General features: G+C 41.2%; 19 protein-coding genes and 2 pseudogenes. 18 read left to right on the plus strand and 3 right to left on the minus strand.

The features are described 5' to 3' along the window. Positions 1 to 41: 41 nt before the first annotated feature. From ACORHT_RS00815 to ACORHT_RS00835, 5 genes are all read left to right on the plus strand, one after another. Complete coding sequence (locus tag ACORHT_RS00815; RefSeq protein WP_001211286.1) at positions 42 to 500, plus strand: CtsR family transcriptional regulator; 459 nt, start codon at positions 42 to 44, stop codon at positions 498 to 500. Positions 501 to 506: 6 nt separating this feature from the next. Continuing rightward, positions 507 to 2,939: an ATP-dependent Clp protease ATP-binding subunit gene (locus ACORHT_RS00820; RefSeq protein ID WP_434350282.1), complete on the plus strand. Its 2,433-nt coding sequence runs from the start codon at positions 507 to 509 to the stop codon at positions 2,937 to 2,939. Between the two features lie 249 nt (positions 2,940 to 3,188). Next, the gene (locus tag ACORHT_RS00825) at positions 3,189 to 4,247 is read left to right on the plus strand and encodes an AAA family ATPase (RefSeq protein WP_434350283.1); all 1,059 of its coding nucleotides are present in this window, start codon (positions 3,189 to 3,191) and stop codon (positions 4,245 to 4,247) included. A 9-nt stretch (positions 4,248 to 4,256) separates the two neighbouring features. After that, on the plus strand, positions 4,257 to 5,033 hold the full coding sequence (gene pnuC, locus ACORHT_RS00830) for a nicotinamide riboside transporter PnuC (protein ID WP_434350284.1): 777 nt from the start codon (positions 4,257 to 4,259) through the stop codon (positions 5,031 to 5,033). 1 nt (position 5,034) lies between these two features. Then, positions 5,035 to 5,808, plus strand: coding sequence for an NUDIX domain-containing protein (locus tag ACORHT_RS00835; protein WP_414271148.1), 774 nt, complete (start codon positions 5,035 to 5,037; stop codon positions 5,806 to 5,808). A 203-nt stretch (positions 5,809 to 6,011) separates the two neighbouring features. On the opposite strand, the gene ACORHT_RS00840 is transcribed toward ACORHT_RS00835, so the two are convergent. Next, complete coding sequence (locus tag ACORHT_RS00840) at positions 6,012 to 6,242, minus strand: hypothetical protein (protein WP_070458613.1); 231 nt, start codon at positions 6,240 to 6,242, stop codon at positions 6,012 to 6,014. Between the two features lie 280 nt (positions 6,243 to 6,522). Between ACORHT_RS00840 and ACORHT_RS00845 the strand changes: the two genes are divergently transcribed. Beyond that, positions 6,523 to 7,215: a hypothetical protein gene (locus ACORHT_RS00845; RefSeq protein ID WP_434350285.1), complete on the plus strand. Its 693-nt coding sequence runs from the start codon at positions 6,523 to 6,525 to the stop codon at positions 7,213 to 7,215. Between the two features lie 76 nt (positions 7,216 to 7,291). On the opposite strand, the gene dusB is transcribed toward ACORHT_RS00845, so the two are convergent. Both dusB and hslO read right to left on the minus strand, forming a co-directional pair. Further along, positions 7,292 to 8,272, minus strand: coding sequence for a tRNA dihydrouridine synthase DusB (gene dusB, locus ACORHT_RS00850; protein WP_434350286.1), 981 nt, complete (start codon positions 8,270 to 8,272; stop codon positions 7,292 to 7,294). Beyond that, positions 8,259 to 9,131 carry an Hsp33 family molecular chaperone HslO gene (gene hslO, locus ACORHT_RS00855; protein ID WP_434350287.1) on the minus strand — a complete coding sequence of 291 codons (873 nt, stop codon included), beginning with the start codon at positions 9,129 to 9,131 and terminating at the stop codon, positions 8,259 to 8,261. The genes dusB and hslO overlap by 14 nt, the downstream gene beginning before the upstream one ends. 493 nt (positions 9,132 to 9,624) lie before the next feature. On the opposite strand from hslO, the gene glpK reads away from it, so the two are divergent. The 12 genes and pseudogenes from glpK to ACORHT_RS00915 all read left to right on the plus strand — a co-directional run bounded on the left by glpK (position 9,625) and on the right by ACORHT_RS00915 (position 20,896). Beyond that, positions 9,625 to 11,133, plus strand: a complete 1,509-nt coding sequence (glpK, locus tag ACORHT_RS00860) for a glycerol kinase GlpK (RefSeq protein WP_434350288.1) — start codon at positions 9,625 to 9,627, stop codon at positions 11,131 to 11,133. 238 nt (positions 11,134 to 11,371) lie between these two features. Then, a pseudogene (locus ACORHT_RS00865) lies at positions 11,372 to 11,638 on the plus strand (FAD-dependent oxidoreductase); the annotation flags it as partial. Next, a pseudogene (locus ACORHT_RS00870) lies at positions 11,633 to 11,845 on the plus strand (aquaporin); the annotation flags it as partial. The pseudogenes ACORHT_RS00865 and ACORHT_RS00870, both read left to right, overlap by 6 nt. Positions 11,846 to 12,079: 234 nt before the next feature. Continuing rightward, positions 12,080 to 12,211, plus strand: a complete 132-nt coding sequence (locus tag ACORHT_RS00875; protein ID WP_000358457.1) for a teichoic acid D-Ala incorporation-associated protein DltX — start codon at positions 12,080 to 12,082, stop codon at positions 12,209 to 12,211. A 20-nt stretch (positions 12,212 to 12,231) separates the two neighbouring features. Continuing rightward, positions 12,232 to 13,782, plus strand: a complete 1,551-nt coding sequence (dltA, locus tag ACORHT_RS00880; protein ID WP_434350289.1) for a D-alanine--poly(phosphoribitol) ligase subunit DltA — start codon at positions 12,232 to 12,234, stop codon at positions 13,780 to 13,782. Then, entirely contained in the window at positions 13,779 to 15,023 is a 1,245-nt protein-coding gene (gene dltB / locus ACORHT_RS00885) for a D-alanyl-lipoteichoic acid biosynthesis protein DltB (protein WP_434350290.1), read from the plus strand. The genes dltA and dltB overlap by 4 nt, the downstream gene beginning before the upstream one ends. A 13-nt stretch (positions 15,024 to 15,036) precedes the next feature. Continuing rightward, positions 15,037 to 15,276, plus strand: coding sequence for a D-alanine--poly(phosphoribitol) ligase subunit DltC (gene dltC, locus ACORHT_RS00890; protein ID WP_434350291.1), 240 nt, complete (start codon positions 15,037 to 15,039; stop codon positions 15,274 to 15,276). Then, entirely contained in the window at positions 15,269 to 16,537 is a 1,269-nt protein-coding gene (dltD, locus tag ACORHT_RS00895; protein WP_434350292.1) for a D-alanyl-lipoteichoic acid biosynthesis protein DltD, read from the plus strand. Before dltC ends, dltD begins: the two co-directional genes overlap by 8 nt. Before the next feature lie 137 nt (positions 16,538 to 16,674). Beyond that, positions 16,675 to 18,708, plus strand: coding sequence for a cell surface ecto-5'-nucleotidase Nt5e (gene nt5e, locus ACORHT_RS00900; protein WP_434350293.1), 2,034 nt, complete (start codon positions 16,675 to 16,677; stop codon positions 18,706 to 18,708). 244 nt (positions 18,709 to 18,952) lie between these two features. Next, the gene (gene adcR / locus ACORHT_RS00905) at positions 18,953 to 19,393 is read left to right on the plus strand and encodes a zinc-dependent transcriptional regulator AdcR (RefSeq protein WP_049504348.1); all 441 of its coding nucleotides are present in this window, start codon (positions 18,953 to 18,955) and stop codon (positions 19,391 to 19,393) included. Beyond that, entirely contained in the window at positions 19,393 to 20,097 is a 705-nt protein-coding gene (locus tag ACORHT_RS00910; protein ID WP_434350294.1) for a metal ABC transporter ATP-binding protein, read from the plus strand. Before adcR ends, ACORHT_RS00910 begins: the two co-directional genes overlap by 1 nt. Next, on the plus strand, positions 20,090 to 20,896 hold the full coding sequence (locus ACORHT_RS00915; RefSeq protein ID WP_434350295.1) for a metal ABC transporter permease: 807 nt from the start codon (positions 20,090 to 20,092) through the stop codon (positions 20,894 to 20,896). The genes ACORHT_RS00910 and ACORHT_RS00915 overlap by 8 nt, the downstream gene beginning before the upstream one ends. The last annotated feature ends 7 nt before the right edge of the window (positions 20,897 to 20,903 follow it).

Consider the following 20,903-nt stretch of genomic DNA (forward strand, 5'->3'; position numbering starts at 1 on the left):
AGTCAAAGATAGTCAAGGTTCAAAGAAAGAGGTGACGTTCTATGAGATTTAAAAATACATCAGACCATATAGAAGCTTATATCAAGGCTATTTTGGAGCAGTCGGGTATGGTTGAATTGCAACGAAGCCAATTAGCGGATACCTTTCAAGTCGTGCCTAGCCAGATCAACTATGTGATTAAGACTCGATTTACTGAAAGCAGAGGCTATTTAGTTGAAAGTAAGCGGGGAGGTGGCGGTTATATTCGCATTGGTCGGATTGAATTCTCAAACCACCATGAAATGCTCCGCGATTTACTGTATTCGGTAGGTGAAGAAGTTAGCCTAGCTATCTTTGAAGATGTTTTAAGACTCTTGTTTGAGCAGGATTTAGTGACTCGTCAGGAGATGAATCTATTATTAGCAATGGCGACAGACCGAGTTTTAGGCGATGATGCCAATCTTATCCGTGCCAATATGCTCCGGCAGTTATTACAAGAGGTAGATAGAAAAGGAAAATAGAACTAAATGAAATATTCAAAAGCATTGAGAGAATGTATAGAAAGTGCCTTTCTGGTCGCCAGTCATTTTGGGGCAGAATATCTAGAGTCATGGCACCTATTGATTGCTATGGCCAATCATGGTTACAGTGTAGCTGGGGCGACTTTAAACGAATTTCCATATGAGATTGATCGTCTGGAGGAAGTTGCTGTAGAGCTGACTGAAACAAAGTATAGCGATAAGGAACATTATCAGGAGCTGCCTTTTTCACACCGGTTGAAGGTATTGTTGTTGGAAGCAGAGCACGTTGCTTCTGTCGTACATGCCAAGGTATTGGGAACAGAGCATGTTCTTTATGCTATCTTACATGATGGCAATGCCTTAGCTACTCGCATTTTAGAAAAAGCGGGATTTTCTTACGAAGATCAGAAGGATCAGGTCAAGATTGCTGGACTTCGTCGAAGTCTTGAAGCGCGTGCTGGTTGGACTAGAGAAGATTTGAAGGCCCTTCGCCAGCGTCATCGTACGGTAGCGGATAAGCAAAATTCCATGGCTAATATGATGGGTATGCCTCAGACACCAAGTGGAGGTTTGGAAGATTATACGCATGACCTTACGGAGCAAGCTCGTTCAGGTAAATTGGAACCAGTCATCGGGCGCGACCAAGAAATCTCTCGTATGATTCAAATCTTGAGCCGTAAGACAAAAAATAATCCAGTCCTAGTTGGAGATGCAGGTGTCGGTAAAACAGCTCTAGCACTTGGTCTTGCGCAACGTATTGCCAACGGGGATGTACCTGATGAAATGGCTAAGATGCGAGTTTTGGAACTTGATTTGATGAATGTGGTTGCGGGAACTCGTTTCCGTGGTGACTTTGAAGAACGTATGAACAATATCATCAAAGATATTGAGGAAGATGGAAAGGTCATCCTCTTTATCGATGAGCTTCATACTATTATGGGGTCAGGAAGTGGGATTGATTCGACCTTGGATGCGGCCAATATCTTGAAACCTGCCTTGGCACGTGGAACTCTGAGAACTGTCGGTGCGACCACTCAGGAAGAGTATCAAAAGCACATCGAAAAAGACGCAGCCCTTTCTCGTCGCTTTGCAAAAGTGATGATTGAAGAGCCGAGCGTGGCTGATAGTATGGCTATTTTGCAGGGCTTGAAAGCAACTTACGAGAAACACCACCATGTCCAAATTACAGACGATGCAGTAGAAACAGCTGTCAAAATGGCACATCGTTATTTGACGAGTCGTCACTTGCCAGACTCAGCGATTGATCTTTTGGATGAAGCGGCAGCAACTGTCCAAAATAAATCGAAACACGCTAAACAAGATGAGTCAGGTTTAACACCTGCAGACAAGGCCTTGATGGATGGCAAATGGAAACAAGCTGCTCAACTCATTGCAAAAGAGCAGGAAGTACCTGTTTATAAAGACTTGGTGACAGAATCAGACATTTTGACCACCTTGAGTCGCTTGTCAGGTATTCCAGTTCAAAAATTGACCCAAACAGATGCCAAGAAGTATCTCAATCTTGAAGCTGAACTGCATAAACGTGTTATCGGACAGGAACAAGCTGTATCTAGTATCAGTCGGGCCATTCGCCGAAATCAATCGGGTATTCGCAATAACAAACGTCCAATTGGCTCCTTTATGTTCCTAGGACCAACAGGTGTTGGTAAAACTGAATTGGCCAAGGCTTTGGCGGAAGTTCTCTTTGATGATGAGTCTGCTCTTATCCGCTTTGACATGAGTGAATACATGGAGAAATTTGCGGCTAGCCGTCTCAATGGTGCTCCTCCGGGCTATGTAGGCTACGAAGAAGGCGGAGAGTTAACCGAGAAGGTTCGCAACAAGCCATACTCAGTTTTGCTTTTTGATGAGGTAGAAAAGGCACACCCAGATATCTTTAATGTGCTCTTGCAAGTCTTGGATGATGGTGTCTTGACAGACAGTAAGGGTCGCAAGGTTGACTTCTCCAATACCATCATCATCATGACTTCAAACCTTGGCGCGACAGCTCTTCGTGATGATAAGACAGTTGGTTTTGGAGCTAAGGACATTCGTTTTGACCAAGAAAATATGGAAAAACGGATGTTTGAGGAGTTGAAAAAGGCTTATCGTCCAGAGTTCATCAACCGTATTGATGAGAAGGTAGTCTTCCATAGCTTGTCAAGTCAAGATATGCAGGAAGTGGTTAAGATTATGGTCAAACCATTGATTGCTAGTCTTGCAGAAAAAGGAATTGACTTGAAACTGCAAGCATCTGCCCTTAAACTCCTAGCTCAGCAAGGCTATGATCCAGAGATGGGTGCTCGTCCACTACGCAGAACTTTGCAAACGGAAGTAGAAGACAAACTAGCAGAACTTCTCCTTAAAGGTGAATTGGAAGCTGGTAAGACTCTGAAGATTGGCGTCAAAGCTGGTCAATTAAAATTTGAGATTGTTTAAAATTGTGAGGTTGGAACAGATTGTTTCAGCCTCTTTTTTGGGGAAGTTGTTACTCAAATAAGCATTTGAATTGTGCAATTAGTTTAAGGATTTCCAAAAGGGATTTTTCCTAATCAAGTTTTGTATGCTACGTAAAAAATTCTTATCATACAGCAATGTTTTTATAAAAAATAATAAAAAAGTGTTGACAAATACAGAAAGGTAAAGTATAATATAAAATATAAAAATTTATAAAAAGGTTGAAAAGACATGAAAAAAAAGATAGCAGTGGTTTTTGGAACCTTTGCTCCCTTGCATCAGGGGCATATTGATTTAATCCAAAGAGCAAAACGACAATGCGATGCTGTATGGGTGGTAGTTTCAGGTTATAAGGGAGATCGTGGTGAACAGATTGGACTTACACTACAAAAGAGGTTTCGCTATATTCGTGAAGCATTTCGAGATGATGAGTTGACCTCTGTTTGTAAACTTGACGAAACCAATATTCCACGCTATCCAATGGGCTGGCAGGAGTGGTTGGATCAGATGTTGCAGGCCATTTCCTATGACCAGACTGGTCAGGAACTCATCTTTTTTGTAGGAGAGTCCGAATACCAACAAGAATTGTCAGAACGTGGTTTCGAGACTGTTCTACAGGAAAGAAAATTTGGAATTTCGGCTAGCATGATTCGAGAAAATCCAAGCAAATATTGGAAATACATCGCTCAACCTTTCCGCCGTCAGTTTACGAAAAAAGTGTTGATTATGGGAAGTGCTAGTAATGGGAAAACAACTCTAGCCAAGGATTTAGCTCGCTTCTATGATGCGCCAGTCAGTCTGGAATATGCTCGTGAGTATCAGATAAAAAATAATGTCCGAGATGATGAGCTTACCCCAAAAGATTATTATTACCTTCTTTTGGGCCAATATGACCAAACTTCCAAGTTAATCGATAGCAATGCCAATCGAGGCCTAGTCATTGCAGATACCAACTCATTGGTAACCAAGGGCTACTACGATTACTACATGGAAAGCGAAGAGCAGGAGGACTTATCCGGAGAGACCTTTGATAATCTCTTTGTTTCCATCTTAGCCAAGGAAAAGTGGGATTTAATCCTCTTTGTGCAACCTGTTGGCTCTTATGTCAATGATGGTTTTCGCGACATGACCATGGCAGAAGACCATATCCGTCACAGTTTTTCTCAGCATTTGGATATGATGAGGGAGCAATATCTAGCCAATATCCCTCATGTTTATCTAGCTGATGACTATCTAGGAAATTATGAAGCAGCAAAAGTAGCTATTGATGCCATTTACCAAGCAGATTAGGAGAAGAAAATGAAAAAAATAACTGAAAAAATCACACAATTTATCGAAAACTTTAAAAATGTTCACGCAGAAGCTCGTAAAATTGGTTTTGCAGGAGTTATGCGTTTGCTTTGGAAAGACCTCTTTGTAGGCCGTAGTCTTTTCCAGTGGCTCTATTTGATTGTTTTATCAAGTGTTCCTCTTATTCTGGAGTTTACACAAAACACAGAAAGTCATGACTGGATTGGTCTTTTGGCTTCTTGGACAGGGATTGTCTGCGTTATCTTAGTAGCTGAAGGTCGAGCTAGTAACTACCTTTTTGGTGCTATTAACTCTGCAATCTATTTGGTCCTAGCTATGAATGCTACTTTCTATGGCGAAGTTTTGACCACAGTTTATTTCTTTGTCATGCAGCCTATTGGTCTCTATGCTTGGTTGTCTAATCGGATCAATGAACAAGGGAAACCAGAGGAGTCTCACTTTGAAGCTAAGAAACTCGGTCTGATTGATTGGCTTAAGTACTTGGCCTTGACTGCTATCATCTGGATTGGCATGGGATTAGCCTACCAAAGTATCAGCAGTGCTCGTCCTTTCCGTGACAGTGTTACCGATGCGACCAATGGTGTTGGTCAGCTCTTGATGACACGTCTTTACCGTGAGCAATGGATTTTCTGGATTGCAACCAATCTCTTTAGTATCTACCTCTGGTGGGGTGAAAACATCCATATCCAAGGAATGTATTGGGTTTACACTATCAATAGTTTAGTCGGTTGGTACCAATGGACTAAGGCTGTCAAGGAGGGATAAGATGACTGAAACGATAATCCCGGCTGGAATGACAGAGAGAGAATATTTTGAGATTCATGCGACTGAGAAGGAATTTTTAGACTGGTACTGCAAACAGGATCTTCCTCAGTATGAAAAACCGAGCGTGACGGTGGATATGGTAGCTTATTGCTTTGTGGAAGGGAAAATCAAACTCTTGCTAATTCGTCGCAAGGCCCATCCTTATCAAAACTGTTTGGCTTTGGTCGGTGGTTTTATGGATAAGAGCGAAGATGCAAGGCATGCTTGTCAGCGTGAAGTGAGAGAGGAGGTCAACCTCGACCTTCCTTTGGAAAAAATCGAGCAATTGATGACCGTATCGACTCCCGGCCGTGACCCACGGGGCTGGACGGTTACTATCGCCCACTTGGTATATCTACCTAGCAGAGCACTCGATCTCGTTCAAGCAGGAGACGATGCCAAGGATGTGGTTTTTGTAGATGTGGATTTTCAGACGGGTAAGTGCTTCCTAGAGGGACTAGAGCTGGGGGAGCAAGACTTCGCCTTTGACCATTATGCCATTATCCAAGAATCCATCAAACGAATCCAAGGGCGTCTTGACTGGAATCCGACCTTTCTCTATCTGCTAGAGGAGGAATTCACTGTCTATGAAGGAACCGAATTAGTCAATCTCATCAACCCAGGACGACCAATCGTCAGCAATAACTTTCTCGTAAAATACGGTGAATATGTAGAAGAAGTTGGGCTTAAACGAGTTCCTAAAAAGAAACCAAGAAAAACCTATCGATTAAAATAAAAAAAGCTTGGAGACCGAAACCGATAGACCAAGTCTCGGTTTCCTAGTCTCAGTCCTGAGAAGTTTCAACAAATCCGATGGCTGGTTGAGCTTGAGAATAGAGAAAATACAGTTTGTGTCAAAAGTCAATTCAGCCATCGTGTCAAAGACTTATTAGTCATAAAAAAGCGAGGTCGGGATTTTTCCCGACCTCTTTTTGACTACTAAGGATGTTTATCTTTCTTTGAATTGCTCATGATTCGAATGAATAAATCTTTGTATTTATATTTTAAATAGGTTTCGTGTAAATACAATAAAGCTATATAGACAATCATGAAAATGGCAGTTAGGTAGAACAAATCAAATGTTGTTTGAGCGTAATGAGTAGCTGCCCCATAAGAAACGAAAGCATCTAAAATCACCCAAGGAAGATACTTGTAATATTTGCTTAACATAAGCTTACACCTCCAATATCCTATTTCAATTTTATTATAGTCCTTTAAGAAAGAAATGCAAGCGATTACACGTATAAAATATAGTATTCTCATAGGAAAAATTTTCCTGTTTTTTTTAATTCTTTACGAATAAAAGATATAGGAGGGATAAGGAAATAGATGCTAAAAAATAATTCTAAAAAATTTTAGATAAGTAGTTGACAAATTTTAAAACAAATATTACAATAATGTTACAAATATATTTCTTAACATTTCAAAAATGTTACAAAAGGAGCATAAAATGAAAAATAAAACTTCTATCAAATTGATGGCTGCAACTGTACTCGCTTCAACATTACTATTGGGGGCTTGTGGTAATAAGAAGGAAAATACGACAAGTGATAGTTCTAGCAAGACAACACAAGCATCTTCTAATTCTAAGGCAAGTTCTTCTAGTAAAGATAGCAAAACTCAGAAGTCCTCAAGTTCAACTTCATCAGAAAAAACTAAGGCAGCTTCTTCTGACCAGTCAGCAACTACTGTTAATCAATCGCAAGCAACACCAGCGCCAGAAACAAGACAGAGCCAAGAAGCTTCTAACCAACAGGCATCTTCGCAAGCTCCGTCAAATCAGCAAGGTTCTCAAGCACAGACTAGTCAGTCGACTTATGATCCAACTACTGACCGCAAACTTCAAGATAAGCAAGCAGAGCACAACAAACGTTACAAGGGTGTTCTAACCATGGTTGATGGAGATTTCTCTGCCGCAGCTGGCAACTGGAAGGGCGCCAGTGGCGAGACTATCACTGTTTCATCAGGTGGTCAATTTACAGTAGAATCTAGTGATGGTAAGAAAGAAAACTACTCTATCCAAGGCTATGCCTATACCCTTGATGATGGTAAATATAATGCCAAAATTGGTGGTGGAAAAATCATCCAAATTACAACAGGCGCAGATGGAACTGTATCTAGCGTTGCTTTGATTCAACCATAGTCTTGAGTACTTTAAATTGCCCCCTAAAAACAAGAAACCCGTAAACTATTGAAGTTACGGGTTTTCATCTTGGTTGTTAAGCCTTATCTAATTGCAATAGAGCTTCGATCTCAGCTAGTGTACTTGCTTGTGAAATGGCTCCACGAAGTTTAGCTGCACCTGATGTACCACGGAGGTAGTGAGGGGCTAGACCACGGAATTCACGGACAGCAATCTTTTCACCTTTGAGGTTAATCAAGCGTTTCAAATGCTCGTAGGCGATGTTCATCTTATCTTCGAAGGTCAAATCAGGCAGGATTTCCCCAGTTTCAAAGTAGTGATTGATTTGATTGAAGAGGTAAGGATTTCCCATGGCAGCGCGACCAATCATGACTGCGTCAGCACCAACTTCTTCGATGCGTTGCTTGGCTTCTTGGACCGTACGAATATCGCCGTTGGCGATGAAGGGAATCTTGGTTAGAGCTTGTGCAACCTTATGAAGGGTCTCTAGGTCAGCGTGACCAGTGTACATCTGTTCACGTGTACGGCCGTGCATAGCGAGGGCAGAGACACCTGCAGCTTCGGCAGCTAGGGCATTCTCAACTGCTAGGGATGGGTCAGACCAGCCCGTACGCATTTTAACTGTGAGGGGTATGTCAAGGACTGATTGAACTTTGTTAATAATAGAGTAGATTTTATCAGGATCCTTGAGCCACATAGCCCCAGCTTCGTTTTTGACGATTTTGTTAACTGGGCAGCCCATGTTGATATCAACGATATCAGTCGTGGTATTTTCTTGGATGAATTCTGCTGCGCGTGCTAGGCTGTCTTCATCGCTACCAAAAAGTTGGATAGAAACTGGGTTTTCGCCCTCATCGATATGAAGCATGTGAAGGGTTTTTTCGTTGTTGTATTGGATTCCCTTGTCAGAGACCATTTCCATGACAACGAGTCCAGCGCCAAGTTCTTTTGCGATAGTACGGAAGGCTGAGTTAGTCACACCAGCCATAGGCGCTAGAACGGTACGATTGGGAATCTCAACATTGCCAATCATAAAAGGTGTATTAAGATTTGTCACGAATGAGTTCCTCCAGGTCGTTTGCATCAAAATTATAAGTAGTTTGGCAGAATTGACAAGTGATTTCGGCCCCGTGGTCTTCGTCCTTCATTTCCTGCAAGTCTGAGTTTGGAAGACTAGAAAGAGCCTTCATAAAACGTTCTTTGCTACAGTCACATTGGAAACGAATTTCTTCTTCAGACAGACGTTTGTATGGTTCGTCTCCGTAGATAGCCTTGAGAAGGGCTTCGATATGGTCGTCGCTTTCTAGAAGAGTCGAAATAGCTGTCATCTCTTGGATGCGTTTTTCAAAACGAGCAATTTCTTCTTCCTTGGCTCCTGGCAACACTTGGAGAAGGAAGCCACCTGCAACCTTAACCTTGTCCTCTTTGTCCAAAAGGACATTGAGACCAACTGCTGACGGCGTTTGTTGGCTTTCTGTTAGGTAGAAAGCAAGGTCTTCACCGATTTCTCCAGAGATGAGGGGAGTCATGGAGTTATATGGATTACCAGTGCCGTAGTCAGTAATGACTAGGAATTGACCGTTTCCGACAAAAGGCCCAACGAGGACTTCGCCTGTTGCAGTCTTTTTGATGTCAACACCAGGGTTTTGAACGTAGCCTTTGACGTTACCCTTGGTATCTGCAACTGTGATAATGGCACCGAGGGAGCTAGTCCCAAGAACCTTGACAGTTAGCTTGGTATTTCCTTTTTCGTTGGCAGCGAGAATTTGACTGGCGATTAAAGTACGACCAAGCGCTACGGTTGAACTAGCTTGGGTTTGATGTTTTTCTTGAGCAGTGCGGACGGTTTCAGTGCTGTCAAGGACAAAAGCACGAAAGGCTCCGCTTTCTGATATAGTTTTAATAATTTTATCCATAGCTACTATTTTAGCATAAAAATGCCCAAAGGGGGAGTGCTGTGTTTGCTGATTCTGAGGATTATTTGAGTTGGAAACTGGAGCAAAACTGAAAAGATAAACAGATTATTTTAGCATTTTTGTATTTTATACTATGCTTGAAGAAGAAAAGGAAAGGGGTAACAAAAGTATTTAGGAGACTTGATGGAAAAAGCTAAGTCTGGTCAATTTTTAGTCCTTTCTTTTTATTATAGGAGTCACAAACGACTTTAGAAGGAACAAACACCAGTCTATTATTTAAAAAACGGCTTGGATATGGAAGATTTGGCAGTGATTCGTCAGATACAATTTACTTAAAAGGCTTGGGGAACCAGGTCTTTTTTGTGAAATTCTCACAATCTTATCAAAAATTTTTAAAATTTTAAAAAATTGATAAACAAGAAAGCGTTTTATTTTGTATACTAGTTAGTATAAAGAGGAAATAACCTCAAGATCTTTATCAGGAGGACAGAACATGTCACAAGAAAAATACATCATGGCTATTGACCAAGGAACTACCAGTTCTCGTGCCATTATTTTCAACAAAAAAGGGGAAAAGGTTAGCTCGAGTCAAAAAGAATTCACACAAATCTTCCCACAAGCAGGTTGGGTTGAGCACAATGCAAATGAAATTTGGAACTCTGTCCAATCTGTAATCGCTGGGGCTTTTATCGAAAGTGGTATCAAGCCAAATCAAATCCAAGCTATCGGGATTACCAACCAGCGTGAAACGACAGTTGTTTGGGATAAGAAAACAGGTCTTCCTATCTACAACGCTATCGTTTGGCAGTCTCGTCAGACAGCGCCTTTGGCTGAACAGCTAAAAAAACAAGGTTATGTAGAGAAATTCCATGAAAAGACTGGTTTAATCATCGATGCTTATTTCTCAGCTACTAAGGTTCGCTGGATTTTGGACCATGTAGAAGGCGCTCAAGAGAGAGCAGAAAAGGGGGAATTGCTCTTTGGGACTATCGATACTTGGCTGGTTTGGAAATTGACTGACGGTGCAGCTCATGTGACTGACTACTCCAATGCAGCCCGTACTATGCTTTATAACATTAAAGAACTCAAATGGGATGATGAGATTTTGGAAATCCTCAACATTCCTAAAGCTATGCTCCCAGAAGTTCGTTCAAATTCTGAACTCTATGGTCAGACAACTCCATTCCATTTCTACGGTGGAGAAGTGCCAATCTCTGGTATGGCAGGTGACCAACAAGCAGCCCTCTTTGGTCAGTTGGCTTTTGATCCTGGTATGGTTAAAAATACCTACGGAACTGGTTCCTTCATCATCATGAACACTGGTGAAGAAATGCAGTTGTCTGAAAACAACCTTTTGACAACGATTGGTTATGGTATTAACGGCAAGGTTTACTATGCTTTGGAAGGTTCTATCTTCATCGCAGGAAGTGCCATTCAATGGCTTCGTGACGGTCTTCGCATGGTGGAAAACTCACCAGAGTCTGAAAAATATGCTCTTAATTCTCACAATAATGACGAAGTCTATGTCGTACCTGCCTTTACAGGTCTAGGGGCACCATACTGGAACCAAAACGCTCGAGGATCTGTCTTTGGCTTGACTCGTGGAACAACTAAAGAAGACTTTATCAAGGCGACTTTGCAATCTATCGCTTATCAAGTACGTGACATCATCGACACCATGCAAGTGGATGCTCAGACAGCTATCCAAGTCTTGAAGGTAGATGGTGGTGCAGCCATGAACAACTTCCTCATGCAGTTCCAAGCTGACATCTTGGGAATTGATATCGCACGCGCTAAAAACTTGGAAACAACTGCCCTAGGGGCAGCCTTCCTGGCAGGATTGTCAGTAGGCTACTGGAAGGACTTGGATGAGTTGAAACTCTTGAACGAGACAGGAGAACTTTTCGAACCATCGATGAACGAATCTCGTAAGGAACAACTCTATAAGGGCTGGAAGAAGGCTGTGAAAGCAACTCAAGTCTTTGCGGAAATCGACGACTAATACTCAATGAAAATCAAAGAGCAAACTAGGAAGCTAGCCGCAGGTTGCTCAAAGCACTGCTTTGAGGTTGCAGATAGAACTGACGAAGTGAGCTCAAAACACTGTTTTGAGGTTGTGGATAGAACTGACGAAGTCAGTAACCATACCTACGGTAAGGCGACGCTGACGTGGTTTGAAGAGATTTTCGAAGAGTATAATACTGAAAGAATAAAGCGACTCAGTTAAAAAGTGTGTAAATATGGAATTTTCAAAGAAAACACGTGAATTATCAATTAAAAAAATGCAGGAACGCATCTTGGATCTCTTGATTATCGGTGGAGGAATTACAGGGACTGGTGTAGCCTTGTAGGCGGCAGCTAGTGGGCTTGAGACTAGTTTAATTGAAATGCAGGATTTCGCAGAAGGAACATCAAGCTGTTCAACAAAATTGGTTCACGGAAGCCTTCGTTACCTCAAACAATTTGACGTAGAAGTAGTCTCAGATACAGTATCTGAACGTGCAGTGGGACCTTTGATTGTCGGTATCGGTCTATCACTGGGTGGGACAACTGGTTATGCCTTGAACCCTGCTCGTGACCTTGGTCCTCGCATCATGCACAGCCTTCTGCCAATTCCAAACAAGGGAGATGGGGACTGGTCTTATGCTTGGATTCCAGTTGTAGGACATATCCTCGGTGTAGCCTTGGCTGTACTCGTATTCTCACTTTTCTAATTTAGAAAACAATGATGTTGACAGAGCTTGGGACGAAAATCTCAGGCTCTTTTTTGCCATTTTTGATGGCAAAAATATTGATATTTTAACTTATCTTAAAGTAAGCTAAAACCAACTTTTAAATGACGGTAAACAGTTGAAAATTAGCATGATAAAGTGGTAAAATGGGAACAAGAAAAATAGTAAATGTATATTTGCATAAAATTATTGAAAATTTACAAAAAGAAGTTAATTATGGATAAAAAGAAACCAATCTATGTTTTTTTAGGACAAACTGTCCTGTATTTTATTGTTCTACTTGGTTTGCTTTACTTTTTTAGTTACCTAGGACAAAGTCAGGGAAGTTTTATTTACAATGAATTTTAGTTTAAAGGAGAAGAATCATCGTGTCTAATAAGCCGATAAAAGATATGATTGAAGTGATTGAATATTTCGCCCAAACTCAACCTACCTTTCCAGTATACAATCTCTTAGGGCAAGAGCACACTTATGGTGATTTGAAGGCTGATTCGGATAGTTTGGCTGCAACCATTGATCAGCTAGGCTTACCTGAAAAATCTCCTGTGGTGGTTTTTGGTGGTCAGGAGTATGAGATGTTGGCTACCTTTGTGGCCCTGACCAAGTCAGGTCATGCCTATATTCCCATCGATAGCCATTCAGCCTTAGAACGAGTTTCCGCTATCGTAGAAGTAGCAGAACCGAGCTTGATTATTGCTATTTCAGATTTTCCATTAGAGCAGACAAGTATACCAATACTGAATTTAGAGCAAGTCCATGAAGCCTTTTCTCGAAGTTCCAGCTATACCATCATGCATTCAGTAAAAGGAGATGATAACTACTACATCATCTTTACATCAGGGACAACTGGAAAACCAAAAGGGGTGCAAATTTCGCATGATAACTTGCTTAGCTTCACCAACTGGATGATTACAGACAAGGAATTTGCGACGCCAGAGCGTCCACAAATGTTGGCGCAACCACCCTATTCCTTTGACTTGTCTGTCATGTATTGGGCACCGACCTTGGCTCTTGGAGGAACGCTTTTTGCCCTCCCATCAGCCCTTACTCAAGACTTTAAGCAACTCTTTGCGACCATCTTTTCACTTCCGATTGCTATCTGGACTTCAACGCCATCTTTTGCAGATATGGCCATGCTGTCTGAAGATCTCAATGCTGAAAAGATGCCAGGGATTACCCATTTCTACTTTGATGGAGAAGAGTTGACAGTTAAAACTGCTCAAAAATTGCGCGAGCGTTTCCCAAATGCACGCATCATCAATGCCTACGGCCCAACGGAAGCGACGGTAGCTTTGTCGGCAGTCGCTATTACAGATGAGATGTTAGCGACTCTTAAACGCTTGCCAATCGGTTATACCAAAAAAGACTCTCCAACCTTCATCATTGATGAGGCAGGCAACAAATTGCCAAATGGGGCGCAAGGGGAAATCATCGTGTCTGGACCGGCTGTTTCAAAAGGTTATATGAATAATCCAGAGAAAACAACAGAAGCCTTCTTCGAATTTGAAGGTCTTCCAGCTTACCACACAGGCGATGTCGGAACCATGACGGACGAAGGCCTCCTTCTCTATGGTGGACGGATGGACTTCCAGATCAAGTTTAATGGCTATCGTATTGAACTAGAGGATGTCTCTCAAAACTTGAACAAATCCAAGTACGTTGAATCTGCTGTTGCAGTACCGCGCTACAACAAAGATCACAAGGTCCAAAATCTCTTAGCCTATGTCATCTTAAAAGATGGGGTCAAGGAACAGTTTGAGCGCGAAATTGATATTACCAAAGCCATTAAGGAAGATTTGGAGGATATCATGATGTCTTACATGATGCCGTCTAAGTTCCTTTACAGAAAGGAATTGCCACTAACTCCGAATGGCAAGATTGACATCAAAGGCTTAATCAATGAGGTAAATAATAGATGATGGATTTCCTAAAACAGCTACCTCATATTGAGCCTTATGGGAATCCACAGTACTTTTTGTACGTAATTACGGCTATCTTGCCAATCTTTATCGGACTTTTTTTCAAAAAACGTTTTGCCTGGTATGAAATATTGGTTAGTTTGTTCTTTATCGTAACTATGTTGACGGGGGGCAAGACTAATCAGATAGCTGCCTTAGGTATTTATCTGATATGGCAAATATTACTGGTACTTTTTTACAAGCAGTATCGAAAAGTCCGAGATGGCAAATGGATTTTCTACTTGGTGAGTCTATTATCGTTACTTCCCATCATTTTTGTCAAAGTGCAACCAGCTATTAATGGCACACAGTCTTTATTAGGATTTATTGGTATTTCCTATTTGACTTTTCGTTCGGTGGGAATCATTATTGAACTCAGAGATGGAGTCATTAAGGAATTAAAGTTGTGGGAGTATTTACGTTTTCTCCTCTTTATGCCGACTTTCTCAAGTGGTCCCATTGATCGTTTCAAACGTTTTAATGAAAATTATAAGACGATTCCAGAACGTGATGAGTTGATGGACATGCTAGCCGATTCAGTTCGGTATATCATGTTAGGATTTCTGTATAAATTTATCCTAGCTCATATTTTAGGTGAAATCTTATTACCTCCGCTAAAAAATCTAGCTTTGCAGACAGGTGGTCTCTTTAACTATTATGTGGTCGCAGTCATGTATACATTTGGTTTGGAGCTCTTCTTTGATTTTGCGGGTTATTCTATGTTTGCTTTGGCGATTTCAAATCTGATGGGAATTCGTAGTCCAATCAATTTCAACAAACCTTTCTTGTCGAGAGATTTGAAAGAGTTTTGGAATCGTTGGCACATGAGTTTATCTTTCTGGTTCCGTGACTTTGTCTTTATGCGCATGGTCATGGTGATGACGAGAAAGAAGTTTTTTAAGAATCGAAATGTGACTTCAAGTGTCGCCTATATTCTGAATATGCTCCTTATGGGGTTCTGGCATGGGATAACTTGGTTTTACATCGCCTACGGACTCTTTCATGGAGTGGGCTTAGTCATTAATGATGCCTGGGTTCGAAAGAAAAAAACGCTCAATAAAGAACGTAAGAAAGCAGGGCGACCTCCCTTGCCTGAGAACCGTTGGGTTCAGTTGCTTGGCATGGTTATAACCTTCCATGTCGTAATGATTTCATTCTTAATCTTTTCTGGATTTTTGAATGATTTATGGTTTAAAAAATAAAAGGAATTAAAAAATGGATATCAAATCAGAAGTTATTGAAATTATTGATGAATTGTTTATGGAAGATGTTTCTGACATGATGGATGAGGATCTTTTTGATGCGGGTGTCTTGGACAGTATGGGAACAGTTGAATTGATCGTGGAAATCGAAAATCGCTTTGATATTCGTGTCCCAGTTACAGAATTTGGTCGTGATGACTGGAATACAGCTAAAAAAATCGTAGCAGGTATTACGGAGTTGCAGAATGCTTAAGCGTTTGTGGTTAATCTTTGGCCCTTTGCTTCTTGCTAGTTTTCTTGTCTTCTTACTGCTCTTTTTTTATCCAAACAACCCAAGTCATAATTTGACTGAAGAAAAATATTCTGCCGCTTCTGTTAGTACAGAGAGCTTTAAGGAGAGAAGCCAAAAAGTGAGAGCCTTTACGGAACCCAATATGCGCTTTATTCCTTTTTTGGGCTCAAGTGAGTGGATTCGTTTTGATAGTGTGCATCCTGCGGTCTTGGCGGAGAAGTATAGTCGCCCCTACCGGCCCTACTTTTTAGGACAAGCAGGAGCAGCCTCTCTCAATCAGTATTTCGGTCTGCAGCAAATCTTACCAGAAATCGAGGAAAGACAGGCGGTATTTGTCATTTCGCCTCAGTGGTTTACAGAGGAGGACTATGAACCAGCATTCTTCCAAAACTACTTTAACAACGATCAGTTGGCAGCCTTTCTAGAAAATCAATCGGGAGATATAGCAGCCAAACATGCAGCTAAACGTCTCTTAAAGCAAAATCCTGGAGTCTCTATGAAGGGGATCGTTGAGAAGCTGTCAAAGGGTGAGGAATTATCAGAGATCGACCATGCTATTATCAAGGCTTTTGCGCGTTTTAATGAGCGTCAGGCCTCTCTATTTGGGCAATTTTCCATTCGAGGAAAACTCAAGTACAAGGAACACGTGGAGAACTATTTAAAAGATCTTCCGGATCAATTTTCTTATGAAGAGTTAGAAAAAATTGCTCGAAAGGATGCAGAAGCCAATACCAGTAACAATGATATGGGAATTGAAAATCAATTTTATAAGACCCAGGTGAAAGACTACCTCGAGAAATATAAGGGCTATCAAAAGAATTATAATTTCCTCAAGTCCTCTGAGTACAATGATTTGCAGTTGGTCCTTAATCAATTTGCCAAATCAAAGGTTAATGTGCTCTTTGTCTTTCAACCTGTCAATCAAAAATGGATGAACTATACAGGTTTGAGCGAAGAAATGTATCAACACTCTATTGAAAAAATTCGTTACCAGTTGGAAAGTCAGGGTTTCACTAATATCGCTGACTTTTCAAAAAATGGTGGAGATCCCTACTTTGTTAAGGATACGATTCATATTGGTTGGTTAGGCTGGTTAGCATTTGATAAGGTGGTAAATCCCTTTTTGAGCAATCCGACAACAGCACCTAATTACCAAATGAATGACCGTTTCTTTAGCCAGGATTGGGCAAATTACGATGGGAATATTAAAGATTTTCAATAATATAGAAAAGGAGTTTGAGCTTTTTGTTCAGACTTTTTATGAAATGTCAGATAGCTTGCCCTAAAAAAGGTTAAAAGTTTTAAAATGATGCTAAATAGCGTATAATAGTAGAAGAAAGAAGAGAAAGGGATTTCAAAATGAATAAACGTTTTTTGTTGCCTGTCCTATCGACAGCCCTATTAGCTCCAGCCTTTTTAGCTGGACAAGTCTATGCTGAAGAAAATACTGGTACTTCAGAAGCTACAGAAGTTGTGAGCACTGCAGAAGCACCAGTAGTAGCAGCGACTCCTGAAGTTGTTACAAGTCCGGCAACGCCAGCTGAAGAAGCTGCACCTCAAAAAGAAGAACAAGATACTGTTATCTTGCATACCAATGACGTGCATGGTCGTATCGTAGAAGAAAAAGGAGTAATTGGAGATGCCAAGCTCGCGACAGTTATTGAGAAGGAGCGAGAAAAGGGCAACCAAACGACTCTAGTAGTGGATGCAGGTGATGCCTTCCAAGGTCTGCCGATTTCAAACTCTACAAAGGGTGAAGCTCGTGCCAAAATCCTAAATGAGATGGGTTACGATGCTATGGCTGTGGGAAATCATGAGTTTGACTTTGGACTTGACGAAGCTAAAAAATACAAAGAAATTTTGAACTTCCCATTGCTTAGCTCAAATACTTATGTGAATGGAGCTCGTTTATTTGAAGCGGCAACAATTGTTGATAAGAATAAGGATGTTGAAGGTGATGAATTTGTCGTCATCGGTGTGACAACGCCTGAAACGGCTACCAAGACCCACCCTAAAAATGTTACAGGTGTAACCTTTACAGAGCCTATTGCAGAGGTTAATAAGGTTATCGAAGAAATTCAAGCTAAAGCCTTGGCAGAAGGCAAGGACTACAAACACTATGTTGTCCTTGCTCACTTGGGAGTTGATACAACAACGCCAGTAGAATGGCGCGGTTCAACACTTGCAGAAGCACTTTCAAAAAATCCTCTTTTGAAAGGTAAGCGTGTTACAGTGATTGACGGTCACTCTCATACAGTAGAATCGACTACCTATGGGAACAATGTGACCTACAACCAGACAGGAAGCTATCTCCATAACGTTGGTAAAATCACTTACAAATCTCGTCAATTATTAGGAAATCCAAGCCAGGTACCTGCTGCAGATGCTAAGAAATTAGAAGCCAATCCAAAGATTGCAGCCATGGTCAAAGAAATCAAAGAAAAATATGACGCTGAAAATGCTATAGAAGTTGTTTCAAATAGCCCAGTTGAATTGAACGGTGACCGTGAAAATGTTCGTGTCCGCGAAACAAACCTTGGAAATGTTGTGGCAGATTCTCTCTACCAGTATGGTCAAACAGGATTTAGTCATCCAACAGATATCGCTGTGACAAATGGTGGAGGCTTGCGTGAAACTATTGCCAAAGGTAAACCAATCACAAAAGGAAATGTCATTGCAGTCTTGCCATTTGGAAACACAATTTCACAAATTCAAGTAACTGGTCAGCAAGTTCTGGATATGTTTGAAAAATCACTCGGCTCTATCTTGCAGGTTGATAAGGCAGGAAAAATTGTCCTGGATGAAAATGGCCAACCATTGCTAGAACCAAGTGGCGGATTCTTACAGATTTCAGGAGCCAAGGTCTACTACGATACAAACCTAGCTGCAGGCAAACGCGTCTTGGCTATTCAAGTGAAGAATCGTGCGACTGGTCTTTATGAAAAACTAGATTTAGAAAAAGTTTACTACCTAGCAACTAATGACTTCCTTGCAGCAGGTGGTGACGGTTATACTATGCTTGGTGGTGCCAGAGAAGAAGGCCCTTCAATGGATGCTGCCTTTGAAGATTACCTTAAAACAGCTGATTTGACTCAGTATGAAAAGGTAAATCCAAATTCACGCACGATTTCTGTGGACTCAAAAACATTTAAACTTCCTGAAGAAGGTAAAGAGCAGGATCCAGCTAAACCAGTAGAAGACCAAGCAACAAAACCGACTCAACCTTCTACTGTAAAAGTTGATTATAAGGTTGCAGATAAGTTTGCTAAGAAAACAGTAGTCTCAGAGAAACTACTTCCAAATACAGGTAGTGAGCAATCTATTTTCATGATGCTATTGGGTATGATTCTTGGAGCGACAGCCCTCTGGACTAGCCGCAAACAAGAAAAATAATTCTAAAGGATGAAAACATCTCGGGTGTTTTCATCTTTTTTCTTGACTCCTTGCTTGGATGTGATATACTTAACTAGTAAAGGAATGGTGTGATACTCAATAAAAATCAAAGAGCAAACTAGGAAGCGAGACGCAGGCTGTACTTGAGTACGCCAAGACGAAGCTGACGTGGTTTGAATTTGATTTTTGAAGAGTATGAAAACCTTGTATTTATAGAAATTCCGTTCTGAGAAAGGAGCAAATCATGAGACAGTTGGCAAAAGATATCGATCATTTTTTAAATGAGATTATTCTCAAGGCGGAAAACCAACATGAAATTTTGATTGGCCATTGCACGAGTGATGTGGCTTTGACGAATACCCAGGAGCATATTCTCATGCTTTTATCAGAGGAGTCGCTAACCAACTCTGAGTTGGCGCGTCGTCTCAATGTCAGTCAAGCTGCCGTTACCAAGGCTATCAAATCCTTGGTCAAGGAGGGGATGTTAGAGACATCTAAGGATCCCAAGGATGCGCGCGTTATCTTCTATCGATTGACAGACTTGGCACGACCAATTGCTGAGGAACATCACCATCATCATGAGCACACCCTCTCGACTTATGAGCAGGTTGCTACTCAGTTCACACCAAACGAACAAAAAATTATCCAGCGGTTTTTAACTGCTTTAGTAGGAGAAATCAAGTAATGAGATACATCACAGTAGAGGATTTGTCCTTCTATTATGACAAGGAACCTGTGCTTGAGCATATCAATTACAGTGTTGATAGTGGGGAATTTGTCACACTGACAGGAGAAAATGGAGCGGCAAAGACTACTCTTATCAAGGCTAGTCTAGGTATTTTACAACCGAGAATTGGGAAAGTAAGCATCTCAAAGACAAATATTCATGGGAAAAAATTAAGAATTGCCTATCTTCCTCAGCAGATCGCCAGTTTCAATGCAGGCTTTCCAAGTACTGTTTATGAATTTGTTAAATCAGGTCGCTATCCAAGAAAGGGTTGGTTCCGTCGTTTGAATGCCCACGATGAAGAACATATCAAGGCTAGTTTAAACTCGGTTGGCATGTGGGAGCATCGGGATAAACGGATTGGCTCTCTCTCTGGTGGGCAAAAGCAAAGAGCTGTTATCGCACGCATGTTTGCTTCAGATCCTGATATCTTTGTTCTGGATGAGCCAACGACAGGGATGGATGCTGGCACCAAAAATGAATTTTATGAGCTCATGCACCATAGTGCCCACCATCATGGCAAGGCTGTTTTGATGATTACTCACGATCCTGAAGAAGTCAAAGACTATGCAGATCGCAATATTCACCTTGTTCGTGACCAAGATTCGCCATGGCGTTGCTTCAACGTCCATGAAAGTGATCAGGAGGTGGGCAATGCTTAATCTACTGTCTTATGATTTTATGCAGCGAGCCTTTTTAGCAGTTATTGCCATGAGTCTCTTTTCACCAGTTCTGGGGACTTTTCTAATCCTGCGCCGTCAAAGTCTTATGAGTGATACTCTCAGTCACGTCTCGCTTTCGGGTGTTGCCTTTGGCTTGGTTTTGGGGATTTCTCCGACCATCTCAACCATTGCCATTGTTTTGATTGCGGCGGTCTTTCTTGAATACTTGCGTACGGTTTATAAAAGCTTTATGGAGATTGGGACAGCCATTCTCATGTCTACAGGACTTGCAGTTTCACTTATTGTTATGAGTAAGGGGAAGAGTTCTAGCTCTATGAGTCTGGATCAGTACCTTTTTGGTTCTATCGTGACCATTAGTCAAGAGCAGGTCATTGGGCTCTTTGTTATTGCAGCTGTTGTGTTGGTCTTGACATTCCTCTTTTTAAGACCCATGTATATTCTAACTTTTGACGAGGATACAGCTTTTGTAGACGGTTTACCTGTGCGTACCATGTCTATCCTCTTTAATATGGTGACGGGGGTGGCTATTGCCCTCATGATACCAGCTGCGGGAGCACTTTTGGTATCGACTATCATGGTCTTACCAGCAAGTATTGCTTTGCGTCTAGGTAAAAACTTTAGTTCTGTGATGATTCTTGCCAGTGTTATTGGTTTTCTAGGCATGGTTGCGGGGCTTTATATATCCTATTATGCAGAAACACCACCGAGTGCAAGTATTACCATTATCTTTGTAGTTGTCTTCTTGTTAGTTAGCTTACTCAAACGTTTTATCAAATAGGAGAAAA

It is taken from the genome of Streptococcus sp. KHUD_014 (assembly GCF_051106275.1).
In the GTDB taxonomy this organism is placed as follows: domain Bacteria; phylum Bacillota; class Bacilli; order Lactobacillales; family Streptococcaceae; genus Streptococcus.

What these genes read in the sequence shown, in the direction of transcription:
- glpK (WP_434350288.1), top strand. Translation starts at nt 9,625, where the DNA reads ATGTCACAAGAAAAATACATCATGGCTATTGACCAAGGAACTACCAGT.
- nt5e (WP_434350293.1), top strand. Translation starts at nt 16,675, where the DNA reads ATGAATAAACGTTTTTTGTTGCCTGTCCTATCGACAGCCCTATTAGCT.
- ACORHT_RS00820 (WP_434350282.1), top strand. Translation starts at nt 507, where the DNA reads ATGAAATATTCAAAAGCATTGAGAGAATGTATAGAAAGTGCCTTTCTG.
- ACORHT_RS00915 (WP_434350295.1), top strand. Translation starts at nt 20,090, where the DNA reads ATGCTTAATCTACTGTCTTATGATTTTATGCAGCGAGCCTTTTTAGCA.
- dltC (WP_434350291.1), top strand. Translation starts at nt 15,037, where the DNA reads ATGGATATCAAATCAGAAGTTATTGAAATTATTGATGAATTGTTTATG.
- ACORHT_RS00825 (WP_434350283.1), top strand. Translation starts at nt 3,189, where the DNA reads ATGAAAAAAAAGATAGCAGTGGTTTTTGGAACCTTTGCTCCCTTGCAT.
- ACORHT_RS00840 (WP_070458613.1), bottom strand. Translation starts at nt 6,242, where the DNA reads ATGTTAAGCAAATATTACAAGTATCTTCCTTGGGTGATTTTAGATGCT.
- ACORHT_RS00835 (WP_414271148.1), top strand. Translation starts at nt 5,035, where the DNA reads ATGACTGAAACGATAATCCCGGCTGGAATGACAGAGAGAGAATATTTT.
- dltB (WP_434350290.1), top strand. Translation starts at nt 13,779, where the DNA reads ATGATGGATTTCCTAAAACAGCTACCTCATATTGAGCCTTATGGGAAT.
- pnuC (WP_434350284.1), top strand. Translation starts at nt 4,257, where the DNA reads ATGAAAAAAATAACTGAAAAAATCACACAATTTATCGAAAACTTTAAA.
- adcR (WP_049504348.1), top strand. Translation starts at nt 18,953, where the DNA reads ATGAGACAGTTGGCAAAAGATATCGATCATTTTTTAAATGAGATTATT.
- ACORHT_RS00815 (WP_001211286.1), top strand. Translation starts at nt 42, where the DNA reads ATGAGATTTAAAAATACATCAGACCATATAGAAGCTTATATCAAGGCT.
- dltD (WP_434350292.1), top strand. Translation starts at nt 15,269, where the DNA reads ATGCTTAAGCGTTTGTGGTTAATCTTTGGCCCTTTGCTTCTTGCTAGT.
- ACORHT_RS00875 (WP_000358457.1), top strand. Translation starts at nt 12,080, where the DNA reads ATGGATAAAAAGAAACCAATCTATGTTTTTTTAGGACAAACTGTCCTG.
- ACORHT_RS00910 (WP_434350294.1), top strand. Translation starts at nt 19,393, where the DNA reads ATGAGATACATCACAGTAGAGGATTTGTCCTTCTATTATGACAAGGAA.
- ACORHT_RS00845 (WP_434350285.1), top strand. Translation starts at nt 6,523, where the DNA reads ATGAAAAATAAAACTTCTATCAAATTGATGGCTGCAACTGTACTCGCT.
- hslO (WP_434350287.1), bottom strand. Translation starts at nt 9,131, where the DNA reads ATGGATAAAATTATTAAAACTATATCAGAAAGCGGAGCCTTTCGTGCT.